21 protein-coding genes are annotated in these 18,505 nt (G+C 61.1%); 15 read left to right on the top strand and 6 right to left on the bottom strand.

Features of this window, described 5'->3' with window-relative positions; genetic code table 11:
• Positions 1-39 precede the first annotated feature (39 nt).
• The gene (locus FHT86_RS36005) at positions 40-1,917 is read left to right on the top strand and encodes a DNA polymerase III subunit gamma/tau (protein WP_133704630.1); all 1,878 of its coding nucleotides are present in this window, start codon (positions 40-42) and stop codon (positions 1,915-1,917) included.
• Between the two features lie 110 nt (positions 1,918-2,027).
• Positions 2,028-2,351, top strand: coding sequence for a YbaB/EbfC family nucleoid-associated protein (locus FHT86_RS36000; RefSeq protein ID WP_133704631.1), 324 nt, complete (start codon positions 2,028-2,030; stop codon positions 2,349-2,351).
• Positions 2,352-2,362: 11 nt separating this feature from the next.
• Here FHT86_RS36000 and FHT86_RS35995 read toward each other — a convergent pair whose 3' ends face one another.
• Entirely contained in the window at positions 2,363-2,839 is a 477-nt protein-coding gene (locus FHT86_RS35995; RefSeq protein ID WP_133704632.1) for an Lrp/AsnC family transcriptional regulator, read from the bottom strand.
• A gap of 112 nt (positions 2,840-2,951) precedes the next feature.
• On the opposite strand from FHT86_RS35995, the gene FHT86_RS35990 reads away from it, so the two are divergent.
• Both FHT86_RS35990 and FHT86_RS35985 read left to right on the top strand, forming a co-directional pair.
• On the top strand, positions 2,952-3,488 hold the full coding sequence (locus FHT86_RS35990; RefSeq protein WP_133704633.1) for an RBBP9/YdeN family alpha/beta hydrolase: 537 nt from the start codon (positions 2,952-2,954) through the stop codon (positions 3,486-3,488).
• Positions 3,489-3,578: 90 nt separating this feature from the next.
• Entirely contained in the window at positions 3,579-4,190 is a 612-nt protein-coding gene (locus FHT86_RS35985; RefSeq protein WP_133704634.1) for a LysE family translocator, read from the top strand.
• A 2-nt stretch (positions 4,191-4,192) separates the two neighbouring features.
• On the opposite strand, the gene FHT86_RS35980 is transcribed toward FHT86_RS35985, so the two are convergent.
• Positions 4,193-4,819: an MOSC domain-containing protein gene (locus FHT86_RS35980; RefSeq protein WP_246779826.1), complete on the bottom strand. Its 627-nt coding sequence runs from the start codon at positions 4,817-4,819 to the stop codon at positions 4,193-4,195.
• Between the two features lie 57 nt (positions 4,820-4,876).
• Between FHT86_RS35980 and recR the strand changes: the two genes are divergently transcribed.
• Both recR and FHT86_RS35970 read left to right on the top strand, forming a co-directional pair.
• Complete coding sequence (gene recR, locus FHT86_RS35975; protein ID WP_133704636.1) at positions 4,877-5,482, top strand: recombination mediator RecR; 606 nt, start codon at positions 4,877-4,879, stop codon at positions 5,480-5,482.
• 22 nt (positions 5,483-5,504) lie between these two features.
• Positions 5,505-6,947, top strand: a complete 1,443-nt coding sequence (locus FHT86_RS35970) for a lytic murein transglycosylase (RefSeq protein ID WP_409527651.1) — start codon at positions 5,505-5,507, stop codon at positions 6,945-6,947.
• A gap of 50 nt (positions 6,948-6,997) precedes the next feature.
• Here FHT86_RS35970 and FHT86_RS35965 read toward each other — a convergent pair whose 3' ends face one another.
• The gene (locus tag FHT86_RS35965; protein ID WP_133704638.1) at positions 6,998-7,705 is read right to left on the bottom strand and encodes a YafY family protein; all 708 of its coding nucleotides are present in this window, start codon (positions 7,703-7,705) and stop codon (positions 6,998-7,000) included.
• 89 nt (positions 7,706-7,794) lie between these two features.
• Between FHT86_RS35965 and FHT86_RS35960 the strand changes: the two genes are divergently transcribed.
• Positions 7,795-8,193: a VOC family protein gene (locus FHT86_RS35960; protein ID WP_133704639.1), complete on the top strand. Its 399-nt coding sequence runs from the start codon at positions 7,795-7,797 to the stop codon at positions 8,191-8,193.
• 86 nt (positions 8,194-8,279) lie between these two features.
• Here the strand turns inward: FHT86_RS35960 and FHT86_RS35955 are convergent, their stop codons facing one another.
• On the bottom strand, positions 8,280-8,594 hold the full coding sequence (locus tag FHT86_RS35955; RefSeq protein ID WP_133704640.1) for a DoxX family protein: 315 nt from the start codon (positions 8,592-8,594) through the stop codon (positions 8,280-8,282).
• A 1-nt stretch (position 8,595) separates the two neighbouring features.
• On the bottom strand, positions 8,596-8,976 hold the full coding sequence (locus FHT86_RS35950; protein WP_133704641.1) for a DUF4267 domain-containing protein: 381 nt from the start codon (positions 8,974-8,976) through the stop codon (positions 8,596-8,598).
• A gap of 123 nt (positions 8,977-9,099) precedes the next feature.
• Here FHT86_RS35950 and FHT86_RS35945 point away from each other — a divergent pair, with 123 nt between their 5' ends.
• Both FHT86_RS35945 and FHT86_RS35940 read left to right on the top strand, forming a co-directional pair.
• Positions 9,100-9,687: a TetR/AcrR family transcriptional regulator gene (locus FHT86_RS35945; RefSeq protein WP_133704642.1), complete on the top strand. Its 588-nt coding sequence runs from the start codon at positions 9,100-9,102 to the stop codon at positions 9,685-9,687.
• Between the two features lie 211 nt (positions 9,688-9,898).
• Positions 9,899-10,366, top strand: a complete 468-nt coding sequence (locus FHT86_RS35940) for a BA14K family protein (RefSeq protein ID WP_133704643.1) — start codon at positions 9,899-9,901, stop codon at positions 10,364-10,366.
• Positions 10,367-10,586: 220 nt separating this feature from the next.
• Here the strand turns inward: FHT86_RS35940 and FHT86_RS35935 are convergent, their stop codons facing one another.
• Positions 10,587-10,778, bottom strand: coding sequence for a DUF6494 family protein (locus tag FHT86_RS35935; RefSeq protein WP_133704644.1), 192 nt, complete (start codon positions 10,776-10,778; stop codon positions 10,587-10,589).
• Between the two features lie 397 nt (positions 10,779-11,175).
• Here FHT86_RS35935 and rimP point away from each other — a divergent pair, with 397 nt between their 5' ends.
• From rimP to truB, 6 genes are all read left to right on the top strand, one after another.
• Positions 11,176-11,784: a ribosome maturation factor RimP gene (gene rimP, locus FHT86_RS35930; protein ID WP_133704645.1), complete on the top strand. Its 609-nt coding sequence runs from the start codon at positions 11,176-11,178 to the stop codon at positions 11,782-11,784.
• Between the two features lie 60 nt (positions 11,785-11,844).
• On the top strand, positions 11,845-13,449 hold the full coding sequence (gene nusA / locus FHT86_RS35925; protein ID WP_133704646.1) for a transcription termination factor NusA: 1,605 nt from the start codon (positions 11,845-11,847) through the stop codon (positions 13,447-13,449).
• Entirely contained in the window at positions 13,446-14,138 is a 693-nt protein-coding gene (locus FHT86_RS35920; protein WP_133704647.1) for an RNA-binding protein, read from the top strand. Before nusA ends, FHT86_RS35920 begins: the two co-directional genes overlap by 4 nt.
• 101 nt (positions 14,139-14,239) lie before the next feature.
• Entirely contained in the window at positions 14,240-16,975 is a 2,736-nt protein-coding gene (gene infB, locus FHT86_RS35915; RefSeq protein ID WP_133704648.1) for a translation initiation factor IF-2, read from the top strand.
• A gap of 76 nt (positions 16,976-17,051) precedes the next feature.
• A complete protein-coding gene (rbfA, locus tag FHT86_RS35910) occupies positions 17,052-17,471 on the top strand; it encodes a 30S ribosome-binding factor RbfA (protein ID WP_133704649.1) in 420 nt (139 codons plus the stop codon).
• 12 nt (positions 17,472-17,483) lie between these two features.
• Complete coding sequence (gene truB / locus FHT86_RS35905; RefSeq protein ID WP_133704650.1) at positions 17,484-18,416, top strand: tRNA pseudouridine(55) synthase TruB; 933 nt, start codon at positions 17,484-17,486, stop codon at positions 18,414-18,416.
• Positions 18,417-18,505: the final 89 nt, after the last annotated feature.

The raw sequence follows: 18,505 nt of genomic DNA, 5'->3' as shown, positions 1-18,505 counted from the left end.
AAAGCAAGGCCCGGCTTTCTGCGGGCAATAAGCAGGGCGATGAGCGACACCGAGCGACAAGCAAAAGATGCCGCTTCGACCGGCACCGGTTACCGGGTGCTGGCCCGCAAATACCGGCCCAAGGATTTCACAGATTTGATGGTCGGCCAGGAGCCGATGGTTCGCACGCTGACCAACGCGTTCGAGACCGGCCGCATTGCCCAGGCCTACATGCTGACCGGCGTGCGCGGCGTCGGCAAGACGACGACAGCTCGCATCCTGGCACGCGCCCTCAATTACAAGACCGCCGAAATCGACCGCCCGACCATTGACCTGCGTGAGCCAGGCGATCATTGCCAGGCGATCATGGAAGGACGGCATGTCGATGTCATCGAGATGGATGCCGCCTCGCACACGGGCATCGACGACATCCGAGAGATCATCGAGCAGGTGCGCTACCGTCCGGTTTCCGCACGCTACAAGGTCTACATCATCGACGAAGTGCACATGCTGTCGACGGCCGCCTTCAACGGGCTGCTGAAAACGCTGGAAGAGCCGCCGGAGCATGTAAAGTTCATCTTCGCCACCACCGAAATCCGCAAGGTGCCGATCACGGTTCTGTCGCGCTGCCAACGCTTCGACCTGCGCCGCATCAGCGCCTCGGATCTCGTCGGCCTGTTCACTACCATCGCCGCCAAGGAAGGCATCGAGGCGGAGCCGGAAGCGCTTGCCATGATCGCCCGTGCCGCCGAAGGCTCGGCCCGCGATGGGCTGTCGCTGCTCGACCAGGCGATCGCCCACGGCAGCGGCGCGGTGGCGGCAGATGCCGTTCGCTCGATGCTGGGGCTCGCTGACCGCGCCCGCATCGTCGATCTCTTCCACCACATCATCAAGGGCGATGTCGCCGCTGCGTTGTCGGAATTCAACAGCCAATACGAAGCCGGCGCCAATCCCGTCGTCGTGCTGACCGACCTTGCCGATTTCACCCATCTGGTCACCCGCCTGAAATATGTGCCTGATGCCGCCAATGATCCGTCGCTGAGCGAGGTCGAACGCACCAAGGCAGCCGAATTCGCGCGAGGCGTGGCGGTTACGACGCTGTCGCGCTTTTGGCAGATGCTGCTGAAGGGCATACCGGAGACCGAAAGCGCTGCCCGCACGGCCGGTGCCGCCGAAATGGTGCTGATCCGCCTGGCCCACGCCGCCCATCTGCCGGCGCCGGAAGATGCGGCGCGGCGGCTTGCCGAATTTTCGGACGGCAATGGCGCCGCACGTCCGTCGTCCGCTCCGTCAGCCGGCAACAGCGTTGGAACGCCGGTCTCCTACCAGGGCAATGTGATGGCGCGCGCGGTCGAAACCGCGCCATCGCGACCTGCGCCCACACCGCCGGTCGCCATGCTGCGGTCGGTTCCGAATACGCAGCCGTTGGCCACCCCCGCAATCGGCCGCATCGAACAAAAGCCCGTCGAAGCGCCGAAGCCGTTGGTTCCCGTCAATTCGATGGCCGATATCGCCGAACTTGCCGGCCAGAAGCGCGATCCGAAACTGAAGGCGCTGGTGCGGAGCTTCGTTCGCCCGGTGCGGCTGGAGCCCGGCCGGCTCGACGTCAGCCTGACGCCGGGCGCGCCGGGGACGCTGCTGAACGAACTCGCCGTCAAACTGAAGGAATGGACCGGCATCCATTGGATCGTCAGCCTCAGCCGCGACGAAGGCGAACCGACTTTGGTGGAGGCGGAAGCAAACGCGCAGCAGCAGCGGGTCGCCGATGCCCGCCAGGACCCCGATGTGGCGGCGATCCTATCGCAATTTCCGGGCGCCAAGATCATTGACGTGCGCGTGCGTGCGTCGGATGCGGAGGAAGAGGAACAAACCGCCGCTCCAGCGACCGCCGAATCCGATGACGGCGACATCCTGCCGGGCGATGATATCGAATTCTAAGGGAATGATGCCAAATCCACGAACCGTACAATAAAACGCGTAAAGCGGTTTTCGAATTAGATTACACTCAATAATAATAAGACAAAGGCGAAGAAGAAGGACGAGCGACGATGCGCGACATCATGGGCATGATGGGCAAAGTGAAGGAAATGCAGGCCAAGATGGAGAAGATGCAGGCGGAAATCGCCGACATCCGGGCCGAAGGCAAGGCCGGCGGCGGCCTCGTCACCGTCACTGTGAACGGCAAGAGCCAGATGCTGGCCATCAAGATCGATCCGTCGCTCTTCAAGGAAGACGACGTCGAAATCCTTGAAGATCTTATCGTCGCTGCAAACAAGGATGCTCAGGAGAAGGCCGAGGCGCTGGCCGCCGAAAAGACCCGGGAACTGACGGCCGGCCTGCCGATCCCGCCTGGATTCAAGCTGCCATTCTGAGAAGCATTCCCTCAACGCACCATCGTCTTGCGGATGAGCTCGCGGCCGATCGGTTTTGCCGGCTCGTTCCGCAACACCAGCGATGTGGTCACCGCGCCGTGGCGGGCGATGGAATCGACGATGGTTTCAAGGTCTGATGGTGTCGGCACCAGGACCTTGAGCAGGAAACAATCCTCACCGGTCAGCCGCAGGACCTCGATGATCTGCGGCATCTCCGAAAACTGTTTCAGGCAGGGGCGTATATGCTCATGGGTCGTCCGCAGCCGGACGACGGCCATCATGCCAAGACCGACGGCAGCGGGATCGATGACGGCGCGATAGCCGGCAATGATGCCGCGCTCCTCCAGCCGCTTGAGACGTTCGGACGCCGCGGGCTGCGAAAGCCCGACCCGGCGGCCAAGTTCCGACACGGAAATCCGCCCATCCTCCTGCAGAATCTCGATCATCGACAGATCGGTCGGATCCAGGTCCTTCTCGAAGCTTTCCATTCTTGTACCTTTAATTCATCGGTAGCTCCAAGTTTTCTCCGATGGATTGTAATGTCAATCGCCCATGCGACATGCCAGTTTCGATCGGTCAACAGACTGCGAAAGGATAGTCATGAGCGATATTATCGTCCTGCCCGGCCTTGGTGGATCGGGGGAAGGCCACTGGCAAACGCTATGGGAACGGCAGAATCCCCAGATGCGGCGCTTCCAGCCGGCGAGCTGGGACAGGCCGGAATTGACAGATTGGATCGCCGCGCTCGATCGGGAGATCAGTCGCTCGAAGACGCCGCCGGTCCTGGTCGTCCATAGCCTCGCCTGCCAGTTGGTCGCGCATTGGGCGGCATCCGCACAGGCAAGGATATTGGGTGCCTTCCTTGTCTCGGCGCCCGATCCCACAGGAGAGGTCTATCTGACCGAGGCCCCTAGCTTCGCCAATCCGCCGCGCCGGCGACTGCCGTTTCCGTCGCTTCTTGTCGCAAGTACCGATGATCCGTTCGGCTCGTTCGACTATGCGACGGAAAGTGCTTCGGTCTGGGGCAGCGAGTTGATCGATGTCGGCGCGCTCGGCCATATCAATGCGAACTCCGGAATCGGCTGTTGGCCGGAAGGCTACGCGCTGTTCGGACGTTTCCGCGCCGGACTTGTCTGAGAGGATGCGGCCGGTTTGGAAAATGTGCGACGGGGTGCTATTCGTAAGCACACTTCGAACATTTCGTCCCCCGACATCTGAGAGAACGTGATGAGCCTGACGACATTGCTTGTTTTTGCCGGCGCACTGTTCGTTGCTGCCGGCTCGCCGGGACCGAGCGTTGCCGCGCTTGTCGCCCGCGTTCTGACCAAGGGCGCGCGCGACGTGCTGCCCTTCCTTGCCGCCATGTGGATCGGCGAAGCGGTCTGGCTGACCTGCGCGGTCGCGGGACTGGCGGCGATTGCCGAGACATTCCATTGGGCGTTCGTCACCATCAAATGGGCCGGTGTGGCCTATCTACTCTATCTCGCCTGGAAAATGTGGTTCGCCGCTGCCGATACGACGCAGGAAAAGCTACCGGATGCGCAATCGCCGCTCCGCCTCTTCTTCGCCGGCCTCACGGTGACGATGGGCAATCCCAAGATCATGATGTTCTATGTGGCGCTGCTGCCGTCGATCATTGATATCCATGCCGTTACACTGGTCGGCTGGATCGAGCTGGTGGCGACGATGTTCGTCGTGCTGGCGGTCATCGATCTGAGCTGGGCTTTTTTCGCGGCCAAGGCGCGTGGTTTCCTGAAAAGCCGCCGCGCTGTGCGGATGGCCAACCGCGCTAGCGCCGGCACAATGGCGGGTGCGGCGGTTGCCATCGCCATGCGGTAAACTCAGGAATCGAGGGGATTGTCGTCGAGAAGCGCTCTGAGCTTGTAATGAATGGGTGCGGAGAGATATCGCGCCCGGTCCTCCATTGACAATCGTCTTCCGAAGGTCGCCATCAATTCCGGCATGGTGACCTTGGCGCCAGCATAGGGAACATAGGTCACTGGGGTTCCGGCGGTAGCGGTGCCATTTTCGATGACACGGCAATAGATGCCTGGGCGGCCTGCTTGGGTATAACGCTTGACGAATTTTGGATCGCCCATTTTTGCCGCGAAAGTCGAGCAGGGAATGCGGGCCGAGGTCACTTCCAGGACTAAATGGTCGGCTATGAATCTGTCGCCGACAGCCACCTCGCGGTTATCGAGCCCTTCGATGACGATATTTTCGCCGAACGTACCGGGCTCCAGCCTGCGCCCCAGCTCGTTCGACCACCAATCCAGCGTCAGCGAACCCTCGACATAAATGGCCTGATCGCGCCCACCATGATGTTCGCCATTGCAGACGGCGTCGCCGATGACACCCTCGGCGTCGATCATGACTGTACCGCCGACCGCATGCTTGTTGATGCCGGTCTTGTAGCTCTTGCCCGGCAGTATTTCGGCAGCGCCGATGCAGACGGCCAGAATTTTCATGGGGCGATCATCCCTTCCGCGATTCCGTTCCTCCAGCATATGAGCTAAAAGCCTCCCATGGCAAAGCGAGTCACCGGCCCCGAAATCGAAAAACTCATCCAGCTCCTGGCGAAGGTGCCTGGCCTTGGCCCACGTTCGGCGCGTCGCGCCGCATTGCATCTGATCAAGAAGAGGGACCAATTGCTCGGCCCTCTCTCCCATGCAATGGGCGACGCCTATGACAAAGTGAAGATTTGCTCGCGCTGCGGCAATGTCGATACTGTCGACCCCTGCACTGTCTGCACTGACGACCGCCGCGATCAGTCTGTTATCATCGTCGTCGAGGATGTCGCCGACCTCTGGGCGCTGGAGCGCGCCGGCGCGATGAATGCGGCCTATCATGTGCTTGGCGGCGTGCTGTCGCCGCTCGACGGTATCGGCCCCGATGACCTCAACATCCGCGGCCTGATCGAGCGTGTCGGCGAGGGCGGCGTCCGCGAAATCATCATCGCCGTCAACGCTACCGTCGAAGGGCAAACCACAGCACACTATATAACCGACCAGCTTGCAGGTCTGGAGGTAAAAATCACCCGTCTCGCTCACGGCGTACCGGTCGGCGGCGAACTCGACTATCTCGACGAAGGCACGCTGACGGCGGCCTTGCGGGCGCGGACGGCGATTTGACTGCTGCAATAAAGGACTGCGTATGAGGAGAGCGCATACCCCCCTCTGTCACTTCGTGACATCTCCCCCACAAGGGGGGAGATCGGTAACTCGCAGTGCTATCTTCGCCAAACAATTAGCTACTGGATTCGCGGAAACTTCTGACCGTCCGCATGGCATGAAGCGTGCCGCCAACAATCTCCCCCCTTGTGGGGGAGATGTCCCGAGAGGGACAGAGGGCGGTATTGTGCGGCATATTCTGTGGCTGCTTGTCCTCCTCATGACCCTGCTCCCCCTGCCCGCGCTTGCCGCGTCCAAAGCCGATGTCGAGGCGCAGTTCCAGACCTGGGTACAAAAGGACCTCTGGCCGGAAGCGAAGAAGGACGGCGTTTCCGAAAAGACTTTCCAGGCCGCCTTTTCCGGCGTGACGCTGAATTGGGATCTGCCGGATCTGGCGCCGCCCGGCTTTCCGAAGGCGAAGGAGCAAAAGCAGACGCAGGCGGAATTCTCCTCGCCCGCTCCCTATTTCAATGAGGCGCGGCTGCAGAAGCTGGCGGCAACCGGGCGCAGCTTCGCTTCGCAATATGGTCCGACACTGAAAAGGATCGAAAAGGTCTATGGCGTGCCCGGGCCGATTGTACTTGCCATCTGGGGCCGCGAGACCGGTTTCGGAGCCGCGAAGCTACCGAATTCGGCGATCCAGGTGCTGGCGACCAAGGCTTTCATGTCGACGCGCAAGGAAATGTTCCGCACCGAACTCATCGCCGCGCTCGGCATTCTCGAGCACGGCGATGTCACTCCCGCTCAGTTCATGGGGTCCTGGGCCGGCGCGCTCGGCCAGCCACAATTCATGCCAACCAGCTATCTGAAATATGCGGTCGACTTCGACGGCGACGGCCATCGCAATATCTGGACGTCCGTGCCGGACACGCTTGCCTCCATAGCCAACTATCTAGTGCAGAAGGGCTGGCAGCGCGGCCGCGGCTGGGGCTACGAAGTGACGATCCCGGAAAACGTTTCCTGTGCGCAGGAGGGGCCGGATCTCGCCAAGCCGATTTCGCAATGGACATCGCTCGGGATCGCCAGGATTTCCGGCAAAGCTTTTCCGTCCGATGAGCTGCGCGCCGGCGGCACGATGCTGGTGCCGGCCGGCCGTGACGGGCCGGAATTCATCGTCACGCCGAATTTCTACGTCATCAAGGAATACAATAATTCCGATCTTTACGGCCTCTATATCGGCAATCTCGCCGATCGCATCGCCTATGGTTCCGGCGCCTTCCAGGGCCAATGGGGCGATGTCGGCAAGATGCTGCGCTCCGACGTCGCCAGCATGCAGATGACTTTGCAACGCAAGGGATACGACGTCGGCGGCACCGACGGATTGCCGGGCTACAAGACCCGGCGGTCGATCGGCCAATGGCAGCAAAAGAGCGGACGCAAGCCTACCTGCTATCCCGACAGCTCGATGCTCGGCCTGCTGAAATAAGCGCAACTCGTCGGCAGATGCCACGCGTGGCAGCTTTCGGCCCATTGCGATCACTGTCCTGTACGGCGCTTGAGAATTTCGGCATCGCGACACTGCTGCCATTGCCGTCTCAACTTGCTCTTGGACATGCCGATGGATTCTTCGAGGATCTCGACTTCGAGGATGCTGTCGGTGCGGAAATGACGGAAGGCTTGTTTCGATTGGCACCACGCAATCAGGAGGCTGTACGTATCGGCGTAGCCTAGAAGCACAGGCCACACGATGCGGCTGGTCACCTCGCCGTTTGCCGCGCGATAGTCGAGATGCAGCTTGCGGCCTTCCCTGACCGCCCGCCTGAGCGGACGCGTGTCGAGTGTCACATCTCCGGTGGCTTCACCGGGTTTGATGCCGACCGCGGGTTCGGCAATATAGGGAAGAAGGTGCTCCGGCACGATCGATGTAATCTTCGCCATCACATCGCTGGCGGCATTCCTGATGGCCGCGTCATTCAACCTCGCCACCATTTGAACGCCGAGCACCACGGCCTCGATTTCCTCGGATGTCAGCATCAGTGGCGGCATTTCGTATCGCGGATCGATAACGTAACCGAACCCCGCTTCACCCTCGATCGGAACGCGCTGGGCAATCAAGTGTGCGATGTCGCGGTACACAGTTCGCCGGGCGACTTCGAGTTCATCCGCGAGCTGCAACGAGGTAACCGGGCGGCTCGACCTGCGTAGAATCTGGATGATCTGAAAAAGGCGATCCGCTTTTCGCATAGCTAGTGACTCCTGCTGCCACAACGCTGTCAGCACGGGTGTGCCACAAAAGCAAGGAAAGAAACGGTCGCGCACCCAAGGAGAAGATCATGAAATTCGCATCCACCCGCCTCGTCGCTTCGGACATTAAAAGCATGGTGGCTTTCTACGAGCTGGTGACGGGCTACCGCGCCAGTTGGCTCGCGCCAGTGTTCGCCGAGATTGTCACGCCCGGCGCGAGCCTCGCCATAGGCAGCGCGGAAACCGTGGCATTGTTCCGGGAGGGCAGTGCGGAGCCATCGGCCAACAGGACTGCCATTCTGGAATTCATGGTGTCGGACGTCGATGCCGAATTCGCCCGCCTCAAACAGCAGGTCACAGTCGTACACGAGCCCAAGGATTTGCCATGGGGCAATCGCACGGTCCAGTTCTCCGACCCCGAGGGTACGCGCGTGGCCCTGTACACACCTGTCACCGAAGCCGCGAGACGGCGTTTCGCTGATCGCTGATCGATCGACAATACTGCCCCTAGCGTGGCGGACCACGGCAGCCTTCGGCCCATCGCTGACGAGCGGCTTGCTGGCGGTGCTTAAGGTCAGGCTGCTGCAAGAGCGATCAAGGCGATAAAGACACTCAATGGCGCAAGGTGTGCATACTCGCGGTGACGTAGAACAGTTAATAGCACAGCCGCTATGATTGCCGCCCCAAGCGCCACGCCGATAATGCGGCTGCCAGGAAGTGCAATCAGAACAGCGCTCGATATCTCCAGTCCACCGGTGAAAATGCTCCACCAACGCGGGTAGCCCCATCGAGCGAAATCGCTTCGCGTCTTGGACGCGCCGATCGCGTTGACAAGGCCTGCGCCAGAGAACGCCACAACTAAGAACCAGACTGCAAGAACGTGAACCATCTCAGTGCGCACCGATTATCATGGGGATGGCAGCCAGGGCCATAATCACCGCCGTGAGGCCGTGAATGCCGAAGGCGCTTTTGCTTGAGCCTTTTGCTGCGAGAATAAGCAGCATGTCGCCGACGGGGATAATCGCTTCGACCAAAAGGACGATGCCGATCTCCCGCTGCGTACCCCACACCATAAACGCAAGGACGAGTAATCCCGCTGTGATGTCGCGAACCCCCTTGAGGCGAAGCCACCAAGGGATATTGGGGCCATCTTCAGGAAGCGGCAGGCCAAAACTGCGCGTTGTGGTCGTTGGGCTCGCAATATAGCTGGTGCCGATCGCGATGATCGCGAGGGCCACAAGCAACCCGGTCCCGTTAACAAGCCAGTACATTTCGCAACTCTCCTAGCGACGCAATATAATCTATCGTCGCTAGCTAATGCCCTAGCATTGCTAGTTAGTCAAGCATTGTTATAATTTGGGGTATATTTGCCTTGCGGGCATGGAGATTTGGGAATGAGTGTCGCAGACCGAAAAAGTCGAGAACGGGCCGAACGCGAAGATCGCATCGTCGCGGCAGCACGTATAATCGCGGAAAGCGAAGGGTGGGATGCCGTTACGATTCGCCGTCTGGCTCAAGAAATCGAATATAGCCAGCCTGTCCTCTACTCGCATTTCGTGAACAGGGATGCCATCGTTGCAGCAGTTGCAGTCGAAGGCTTCAAGGAGCTCACAACCGTTCTTCGGGCAGCGGCAGACGGGGCGAACGGACGACGGGACGCCCTCATGGATGTCGCCACGGGCTATTTTGCTTTCGCGCTAAGTCGCCCAGCACTCTACGACGCCATGTTCATCCTACCGACTCAATTGAGGTTCGCCGAAGCTGAAACGAGATCGGAACTTAGGGCCGCCTTCGAAGCAATTGCAGCAGTGGTATCTCCGTTCTGCGCTGATGTGGAGATCGTAACCGAGACTTTCTGGGCAGCTCTTCATGGGCTTGCTGAGCTCGAACGTTCAGGCCGCGTTAGGCCCGGCATGCGTGACAAACGCATCGCACTTGTTGTTCAGGCCATAGTGGATGCAGGAAACGCCGGGCCTAGCTAAGGCTCATGTCATTCTGTCGAATGACCGCTTCCGGTTCGAAGCTGCCGTTGTGGTCTGCCATGCGACCGGCGCAAGACGGATCGACCGTCGCGGGAGAAATGGCGACCAAAGTCAGCCCTGCCGACGCCATCCCCAGCTTGGAAATTAAGTGCCACGCCGTCCTTTCCGCGTTATAATTATGCGGGGCGATGTAGACGGAAAGGTGAAGCCAATGAAGAGGCTTGCAATCGTTGCCTTGTCGCTTGCGACGGCGCTGACGAGCGCCCCGCCGGCCGTGGCGTTTCCCACCATTGTCGCCCCGAAGGTCGAGGCACCTCATGTGCAGCCGGTTGGCTACCGTGGCGGCTATCGCGGCGGATACTATTATAACAATGGTGGTGACGATTGGGGTTGGGCGCTCGGCGGCCTCGCCGCAGGCGCGATAATCGGCGGGCTGCTGGCGCAGCCGAGATATTATGGCCCCGGCTACTACGATTCGGGCTACTACGGCCCGACCTATTATGGCCCGGCCTATTACGCTCCGCGCTATTACGCGCCACGCTACTATCGCCCGACGTACTATGGTGGCACTGCGCATACGCGCTGGTGCTATGCGCGCTATCGATCCTACAGGGCCTACGACAACACGTTCCAGCCCTATTACGGTCCACGACAGGCGTGCGTCTCGCCTTACTATTGATGGCGGGCATGTGCCGATGCGCCAAAGAAACCAAGCCGTGGCGCGGGACAGGTGCGGCTTTCTGCCAAATCTATTGGGCCACGTGCCACGGCATGCAGCAATTCAGAGTGCTTTGGCGACCTTTAGGCGTTCGGTGAGACGCGCGCTGTAAAGCGGCTGACGTAAGCACCGTCGTGGTGCTTTGGTCGCGTCGGAAGAGCCGCTTGATCGCGTCGCCCGCCTACGGAAGTTCGATTTCGCCGTCGACCACGTGGTTGAGGCCGATGCCTTCCGCCGTCAGTGTCATGCGGACCTTCAGCTTTTTGCCTCGGATCTGTCCATCGCGCACCGTCTCCTCGATCTTGCGCTGTGAGGTCACGCCGACTTCTTTCAGGAACTTGCGGATCGACATGTTGAAGGCGTCTTCGCTCATGGTGAAATCCTCTGCATCGGGAAGGCATTGTAAGGGAATGCGCGCGGTCAGGAAAGCTGGATGGGACGCGGGGTGCCACGATTCAATCCGAGCCGGGGGATCGACTGGTTTCGCAGGCATGTTAGAGGATGCGCAGTTCGTCCTCGGTGTTGTATAGTACTTCCATGATGAGCCACCAACACATTGCCTCTGCCTTGGAAGACTTAGTGGTATTTGCTAGAGAATTCCGGAAATAGGCGGCGCAGCAGGGTTTCGGCGCGAAGACCTTGCAATTTGACGGGAACGGGCTTATATCCGCATTCAAATTCTTGATCGTGTGATGAAGAGTGGGCCGCAAGGACCCGCTCTTTTTTATTAGCTCGATCTCCAAATGCATGGACAATGCAGGAGTGAATGCTTGTCGGAAGAGACAAACGCAGACAATGCCAACGAACCGCGGCTGATCGTCGAAACCGGCCTTGACCAGCGCATCGCCGCCATCATCGAGCCCGTGCTCATCGGCATGGGCTTCCGCCTAGTGCGTGCGCGCCTCCTCAATCAGAACGGCCTGACATTGCAGATCATGACCGAGCGCAACGACGGCACCATGACCGTCGAGGATTGCGAAGAGGTCTCGACGGCGATTTCGCCGGTGCTGGATGTGGAAGATCCGATCGATAAAGCGTATCATCTGGAAGTGTCTTCGCCCGGCATCGACCGCCCGATGGTGCGCAAGTCGGATTTCAGCCGCTGGATCGGCCATCTCATCAAGTGCGAGACGTCGATCCTGGTTGATAACCGCAAGCGGTTCCGCGGCAAGATCGCCGATGTCAGCGCCGATGGTTTTGCGATCGAGCGCGACCAGGTTGCTTACGGCGAAGAGCCGAAGGTGACCATTCCGTTCAGCACGCTGGCCGACGCCAAGCTGATCCTGACGGATGATCTTATCCGCGATGCGCTGCGCGCCGACAAGCTGGCGAAAGCCGAGGCTGCGAACCAGAACGAAGCGGGCGAAGAAGAAGAATAACCGATCAACGAACCGCCCAACGGACGGGAACCCAGGGCAGGAAGACGGAGACTAAAGACAATGGCAGTCAGTGCGAACCGGCTAGAACTTCTGCAGATCGCAGATGCAGTGGCGCGCGAAAAGGTCATCGACCGCGAGATCGTGCTTGCCGCAATGGCGGACGCGATCCAGAAAGCCGCGCGCTCGCGTTACGGCACGGAGTCGAACATCCGCGCCGACATCAACCCGAAGACCGGCGAAATCCGCCTGCAGCGCCTGCTCGAAGTTGTCGAAAAGGCCGAGGACTATTCCACGCAGATCCCGCTGGAACTCGCCCGCGACCGCAATCCGGATGCCGCTCTCGGCGACTTCATCGCCGATCCGCTGCCGCCGATGGATTTCGGCCGCATCGCCGCCCAGTCGGCCAAGCAGGTCATCGTGCAGAAAGTGCGTGAAGCCGAGCGCGACCGTCAGTTCGACGAATTCAAGGATCGCGTCGGTGAAATTGTCAACGGCACTGTCAAGCGCGTCGAATACGGCAACGTCATTGTCGACCTCGGCCGCGGCGAAGGCATTATCCGCCGCGACGAAATGATCCCGCGCGAGAACTTCCGCTATGGTGACCGCGTTCGTGCCTATGTCTACGACGTGCGCCGTGAGCAGCGCGGCCCGCAGATTTTCCTGTCGCGCACGCATCCGCAGTTCATGGTCAAGCTCTTCACCATGGAAGTGCCGGAAATCTACGACGGCATCATCCAGGTGAAGTCGGTCGCCCGCGATCCGGGCTCGCGTGCAAAGATTGCCGTCATTTCGAACGACAGCTCGATCGATCCGGTCGGCGCTTGCGTCGGTATGCGCGGTTCGCGCGTCCAGGCCGTCGTCGGCGAACTGCAGGGCGAAAAGATCGACATCATTCCGTGGTCCAGCGAGCCGGCGAACTTCGTCGTCAACGCGCTGCAGCCGGCGGAAGTCGCCAAGGTCGTTCTCGATGAGGATGCCGAGCGCATCGAAGTCGTGGTTCCGGACGAACAGTTGTCGCTGGCCATCGGCCGCCGCGGCCAGAATGTCCGCCTCGCCTCGCAGTTGACGGGCTGGGACATCGACATCATGACGGAAGCGGAAGAATCCGAGCGCCGTCAGAAGGAATTCAACGAACGCACCAACCTGTTCATGGACGCTCTTGACGTCGACGAAATGGTCGGCCAGGTTCTGGCCTCTGAAGGCTTTGCTGCCGTCGAGGAACTGGCTTATGTCGATCTCGACGAAATCTCCTCCATCGACGGTTTCGACGAAGAGACCGCCGAGGAAATCCAGCAACGCGCCCGCGAATATCTGGAGCGGCTGGAAGCCGAAATGGACGAGAAGCGCAAGGCGCTCGGCGTATCCGATGAGCTGCGCCAGATCAACGGCATGACCGCGCAGATGATGGTCGCCCTCGGCGAGGACGGCATCAAGACGATCGAAGACTTCGCCGGCTGTGCCTCCGACGATCTCGTCGGCTGGACTGAACGCAAGAACGGCGAAACGAAGAAGTTCGAAGGCCTGTTCTCCAAGCTCGAAGTGTCGCGCGTCGAGGCCGAGCAGATGGTCGTGCAGGCCCGCCTGCTGGCTGGCTGGATCACCGAAGCCGATCTCGCCACTGAGGCCGAAGAGGCCACGGAGGATGAGGCCGAGCAAGAAGCATGACGATCACCGAGGGGCCGGACGCACCGCCTGAAGACGATGATCTCGGGGGTGACGACGTGAACGGCCGCATGTGCATCGTAACACGCGAAAGCGGATCGCCGGATGAGTTGATCCGCTTCGTCGCTGCTCCGGACGGAACTGTGGTTCCCGATCTGAAGCGGCAACTGCCGGGACGCGGCTGCTGGGTCAAACTCGACCGGGCGCTGGTGGACAAGGCAGTGGCGAAGAAACTGTTTTCCCGCGCCCTGAAGGCGGAGGTGACGGCACCGGGCGATCTCGGCGCCACCGTCGACCGCCTTCTTGTGGCGCAACTTGCCGGGATGATGCACATGGCACGCAAAGCGGGCCGGTTCGTCAGCGGCTCGTCGAAGGTCGATGGCGCCGTTCGCAACGGCTCGGCACTTGCCGTGTTCCATGCGATGGATGCCGCCGCCGACGGCGTTCGCAAGATCGACCAGGCGCGAAAGGCCTGGCATCTCGGGATGGAGACTGAAAAGGAAATACCGTCATTCCGTGTCTTCACGGAGGCGGAAATGGAAGAACTGATGGGCCAGAACGCTTTTATCCATGCCGCAGCGCTTGCAGGGCAGGCAGGTGAGGGTGTAGTGAAGCGCGCAAACCTGCTCGAACGGTACCGCAACGGCGGTCAGTCCCGGGCAACGGGCGGCGCTGGCCGGCGAAAACAATGACGCGGTCACCGGCCAATGCCGGACGCCTCATTAAGGTACATGCATTGAACGACAGGGTCTGACGGACGATTCCGAGCCCTGTCCGAAGGAACGGGAACGGAATGACCGACAATAAAGACGACAAGACGCTGAGTGTTTCGGGTAAGAAGACCCTCACCCTGAAGCCCTCAGGCGTGAACCAGGGCACCGTGCGCCAGGACATGGGCCGCGGTCGCACCAAGGCGGTCGTGGTCGAGACTCGCAAGCGTCGCCCGCTACGCCCTGAAGACGAAAAGCCGATGATCACCCCGACGACGACTGCTGCCGCCACGGCATCCGTGACGCGCGTCGCCGAACCGACACCGCAGCCGCCGCGTCCGCCGCAGCCGGCTCCGCGCATTCATCAGCCAGGTGGTCAGCAGCAGCGGCCGCAGCAATCCAACCAGAACAACCAGCAGCGCCCGCAGCAGGATCGTTCGTCGCGACCGGTGGTCCTGAACCATCTGTCGGCCGGCGAAATGGATGCACGCCGCCGTGCGCTTGCCGAAGCCCAGGCCCGCGACGCCGCCGATGCGGTCCGCCGCGCCGAGGAAGAAGCTCGACGCCAGCAGGAAGAAGAAGCTCGCCGCATCGTCGAGCAGGCTGAAGCTGCCCGCCGCGCCGAGGAAGAGGCTGCCCGTGCCGCCGAGGTCGTCGAGACCAAGGTCGAAGCGCCCGCCGCCGCCGTCGAAGCCAAGGTGGAGGCGCCGAAGTCGGCCGCAGCTCCCGTCGTCGCTCGTCGCCCGGATACCGCGCCGCAACCGGCGCGCCCCGGCGCTCCTGCTGTCGAAACACCGGCCAACCGCCGCCGGGTCAATCAGGAAGACGACGATCGTGGCCCACCGCGCGGCAACCCCGCACGCGGCAAGGTCGTGCGTCCCGAGCCCGCAAAGCCGGTTACCCGTCCGAAGACGGACGAGGAACGCCGCCGCGGCAAGCTTACGGTGACGACGGCCGACGTCGAGGAAGACGGCAGCGCCCGTGGCCGCTCGCTTTCGGCCATGCGCCGTCGCCAGGAAAAATTCCGTCGCAGCCAGATGCAGGAAACGCGCGAGAAGATTTCGCGCGAAGTCGTGCTGCCCGAAACCATCACCATTCAGGAACTGTCGCAGCGCATGTCCGAACGCGCCGTCGACGTCATCAAGTTCCTGATGAAGGAAGGCCAGATGATGAAGCCGGGCGACGTCATCGACGCCGATCTGGCCGAACTCATCGCCGGCGAATTCGGCCATACTGTCAAGCGCGTTTCGGAATCCGATATCGAACAGGGCATCTTCAACGTTGTCGACGAGGAAGGCGAACTGGTTTCGCGTCCGCCGGTTGTCACCATCATGGGTCACGTCGACCACGGCAAGACCTCGCTGCTCGATGCTATCCGCCACGCCAATGTGGTGGCTGGCGAAGCCGGTGGCATCACCCAGCATATCGGCGCCTATCAGGTCGAGCAGAACGGCCAGAAGATCACCTTCATCGATACGCCTGGCCACGCCGCCTTCACGGCGATGCGTGCCCGCGGTGCTCAAGCGACCGACATCGCCATCCTGGTGGTTGCGGCCGACGACAGCGTGATGCCGCAGACGATCGAATCGATCAACCATGCCAAGGCGGCCGGTGTTCCGATCATCGTTGCGATCAACAAGATCGATAAGCATGAAGCCAATCCGCAGAAGGTTCGTACGGAACTGTTGCAGCATGAAGTCTTCGTCGAATCCATGGGTGGTGAAGTGCTCGACGTGGAAGTTTCCGCGAAGAACCGCACCAACCTCGACAAGCTGCTCGAAGCCATCCTGTTGCAGTCGGAAATCCTTGACCTCAAGGCCAATCCGAACCGCACGGCGGAAGGTACCGTCATCGAAGCCCAGCTCGATCGTGGCCGTGGCTCCGTCGCCACCGTCCTCGTTCAGAAGGGCACGTTGCGTCCGGGTCAGATTGTCGTTGCCGGCGACCAGTGGGGCCGCGTGCGCGCACTGATCAACGACAAGGGCGAGCATGTGAAGGAAGCGACGCCGGCGACGCCGGTCGAGGTTCTCGGTCTATCGGGCACGCCGGCGGCGGGCGACAAGTTCGCTGTCGTCGAAAGCGAAAGCCGCGCCCGCGAGATTTCCGAATATCGTCAGCGTCTGGCCCGCGACAAGGCCGCTGCCCGCCAGTCCGGCCAGCGCGGTTCGCTTGAACAGATGATGACCCAGCTGCAGAGCGTCGGCGTGAAGGAATTCCCGCTAGTGATCAAGGGCGACGTGCAAGGCTCGATCGAAGCCATTGCCGGCGCGCTCGACAAGCTCGGTACCGACGAAGTCCGTGCCCGCATCGTCCATTCGGGCGCAGGCGGTATCACCGAGTCAGACGTTTCGCTAGCCGAAGCCTCGAACGCAGCCATCATCGGCTTCAACGTTCGCGCCAATGCCCAGGCACGCCAGTTCGCAGAGCGCGAAGGCATCGAAATCCGCTACTACAACATCATCTACGATCTCGTTGATGACGTGAAGGCGGCGATGTCGGGCCTCCTGTCTCCGGAACGGCGCGAAACCTTCCTCGGCAACGCCGAAATCCTCGAGGTGTTCAACATCACGAAGGTCGGCAAGGTCGCGGGTTGCCGTGTCACCGAAGGCAAGGTCGAGCGTGGCGTCGGTGTCCGTCTGGTGCGCGACAACGTCGTCATCCACGAAGGCAAGCTCAAGACGCTCAAGCGTTTCAAGGACGAAGTCTCCGAAGTCAATGTCGGCCAGGAATGCGGCATGGCTTTCGAAAACTACGAAGACATCCGCATCGGCGATACGATCGAATGCTTCCGCGTCGAGCACATCACCCGCACGCTGTAAGGCAGGATAGATTGAAACATTGGGACGGGCGCCGGAACATCCAGTCCGGCGCCCGAACCTTTTGGGACCAAAACAAATGGCAACAAGACCAACTTCTTCCGCGCCTTCGCAGCGCATGCTTCGCGTCGGCGAGCAGGTGCGCGCCGCGATTACGCAGGTTCTGCAGCGCGGCGAAGTGCGCGACGACCTGATCGAACGCACCGTGATCTCCATTTCCGAAGTGCGCATGTCGCCGGATCTGAAGATCGCCACCGCCTACGTGACGCCGCTCGGCGTCGCCGACCATCAGACCGTCATCGAAACACTCAATCGCCATGCGAAATTCATCCGCGGCCGTCTCGGGCCGCAGCTTCGGCAGATGAAATACATGCCGGAGGTCCGCTTCCGCGACGACACCAGCTTCGACAACTACCAGAAGATCGATGCGCTGCTGCGCTCGCCGGAGGTCCAACGCGACCTCGAAGACGGCGATACCGACACCGACAAAGACCTATAACAGAGACAGAGAATGTCCAAACCACGCAAGCCCAAAGGCCGCCCGATTTCCGGCTGGCTGATCCTCGACAAGCCGGTGGACTTCGGCTCGACAGAGGCCGTTTCCAAGATCAAGTGGCTGTTCAAGGCGCAGAAGGCGGGCCATGCCGGCACGCTCGATCCGCTTGCCTCCGGCATGCTGCCGATCGCGCTCGGCGACGCCACCAAGACCGTTCCCTACGTTATGGATGGCCGAAAGATCTATGAATTCACCGTCACCTGGGGCGAGGAACGCGCCACAGACGACCTCGAAGGCGAGGTGACCGAGACGTCGGACAAGCGTCCGAGCGAAGAGGATATTCGGGCGCTGCTGCCAAAATATACGGGCGTGATTCATCAGATCCCGCCGCAGTTTTCCGCAATCAAGATCGCCGGCGAACGTGCCTATGATCTTGCCCGCGATGGCGAAACGGTCGAAATCCCGTCGCGCGAAGTGGAGATTTTCCGCCTGACGCTGCTCGCCTGCCCGGATGCCAACACGGCGCATTTCGAAGTGGAATGCGGCAAGGGCACCTACGTCCGGGCGCTCGCCCGCGATTTCGGTCGCGATCTCGGCTGCTACGGCCACATTTCCGGCCTGCGTCGCAGCTTCGTCGCCCCCTTTGCCGAAGACACGATGGTACCGTTGGCTGATCTCGTCGCACTTGAGGCGATCGAGGACATGGACGAGCGACTCGCCGCTCTCGACGCGCTGCTGATCGACACGGCGGAAGCGCTGTCGGCGCTGCCCCACCTCGTCATTAACGACGACCAGGCGCATCGCCTTAAAATGGGTAACCCGATTCTCGTCCGCGGCCGCGACGCGCCGGTTGCAGAAACCGAAGCCTACGCAACCGCCCGCGGCAAGCTGATCGCGATCGGCGAGATCGGCCAGGGCGAATTCCGGCCGAAGCGCGTCTTCGGCTAACCGCCATTCGGCCGGCCAGAAACGCCGGCTATTGCGAACAACAGCGATGCGATATGCTTTCCGACGGGCCATGAATGCCCGTCGAAGGG

This window comes from Rhizobium sp. BK313 (assembly GCF_014193655.1).
Classification (GTDB): domain Bacteria; phylum Pseudomonadota; class Alphaproteobacteria; order Rhizobiales; family Rhizobiaceae; genus Rhizobium.
The sequence above is the reverse complement of the archived record's forward strand: the minus strand, read 5'-3'. Positions and strand labels throughout refer to the sequence as shown.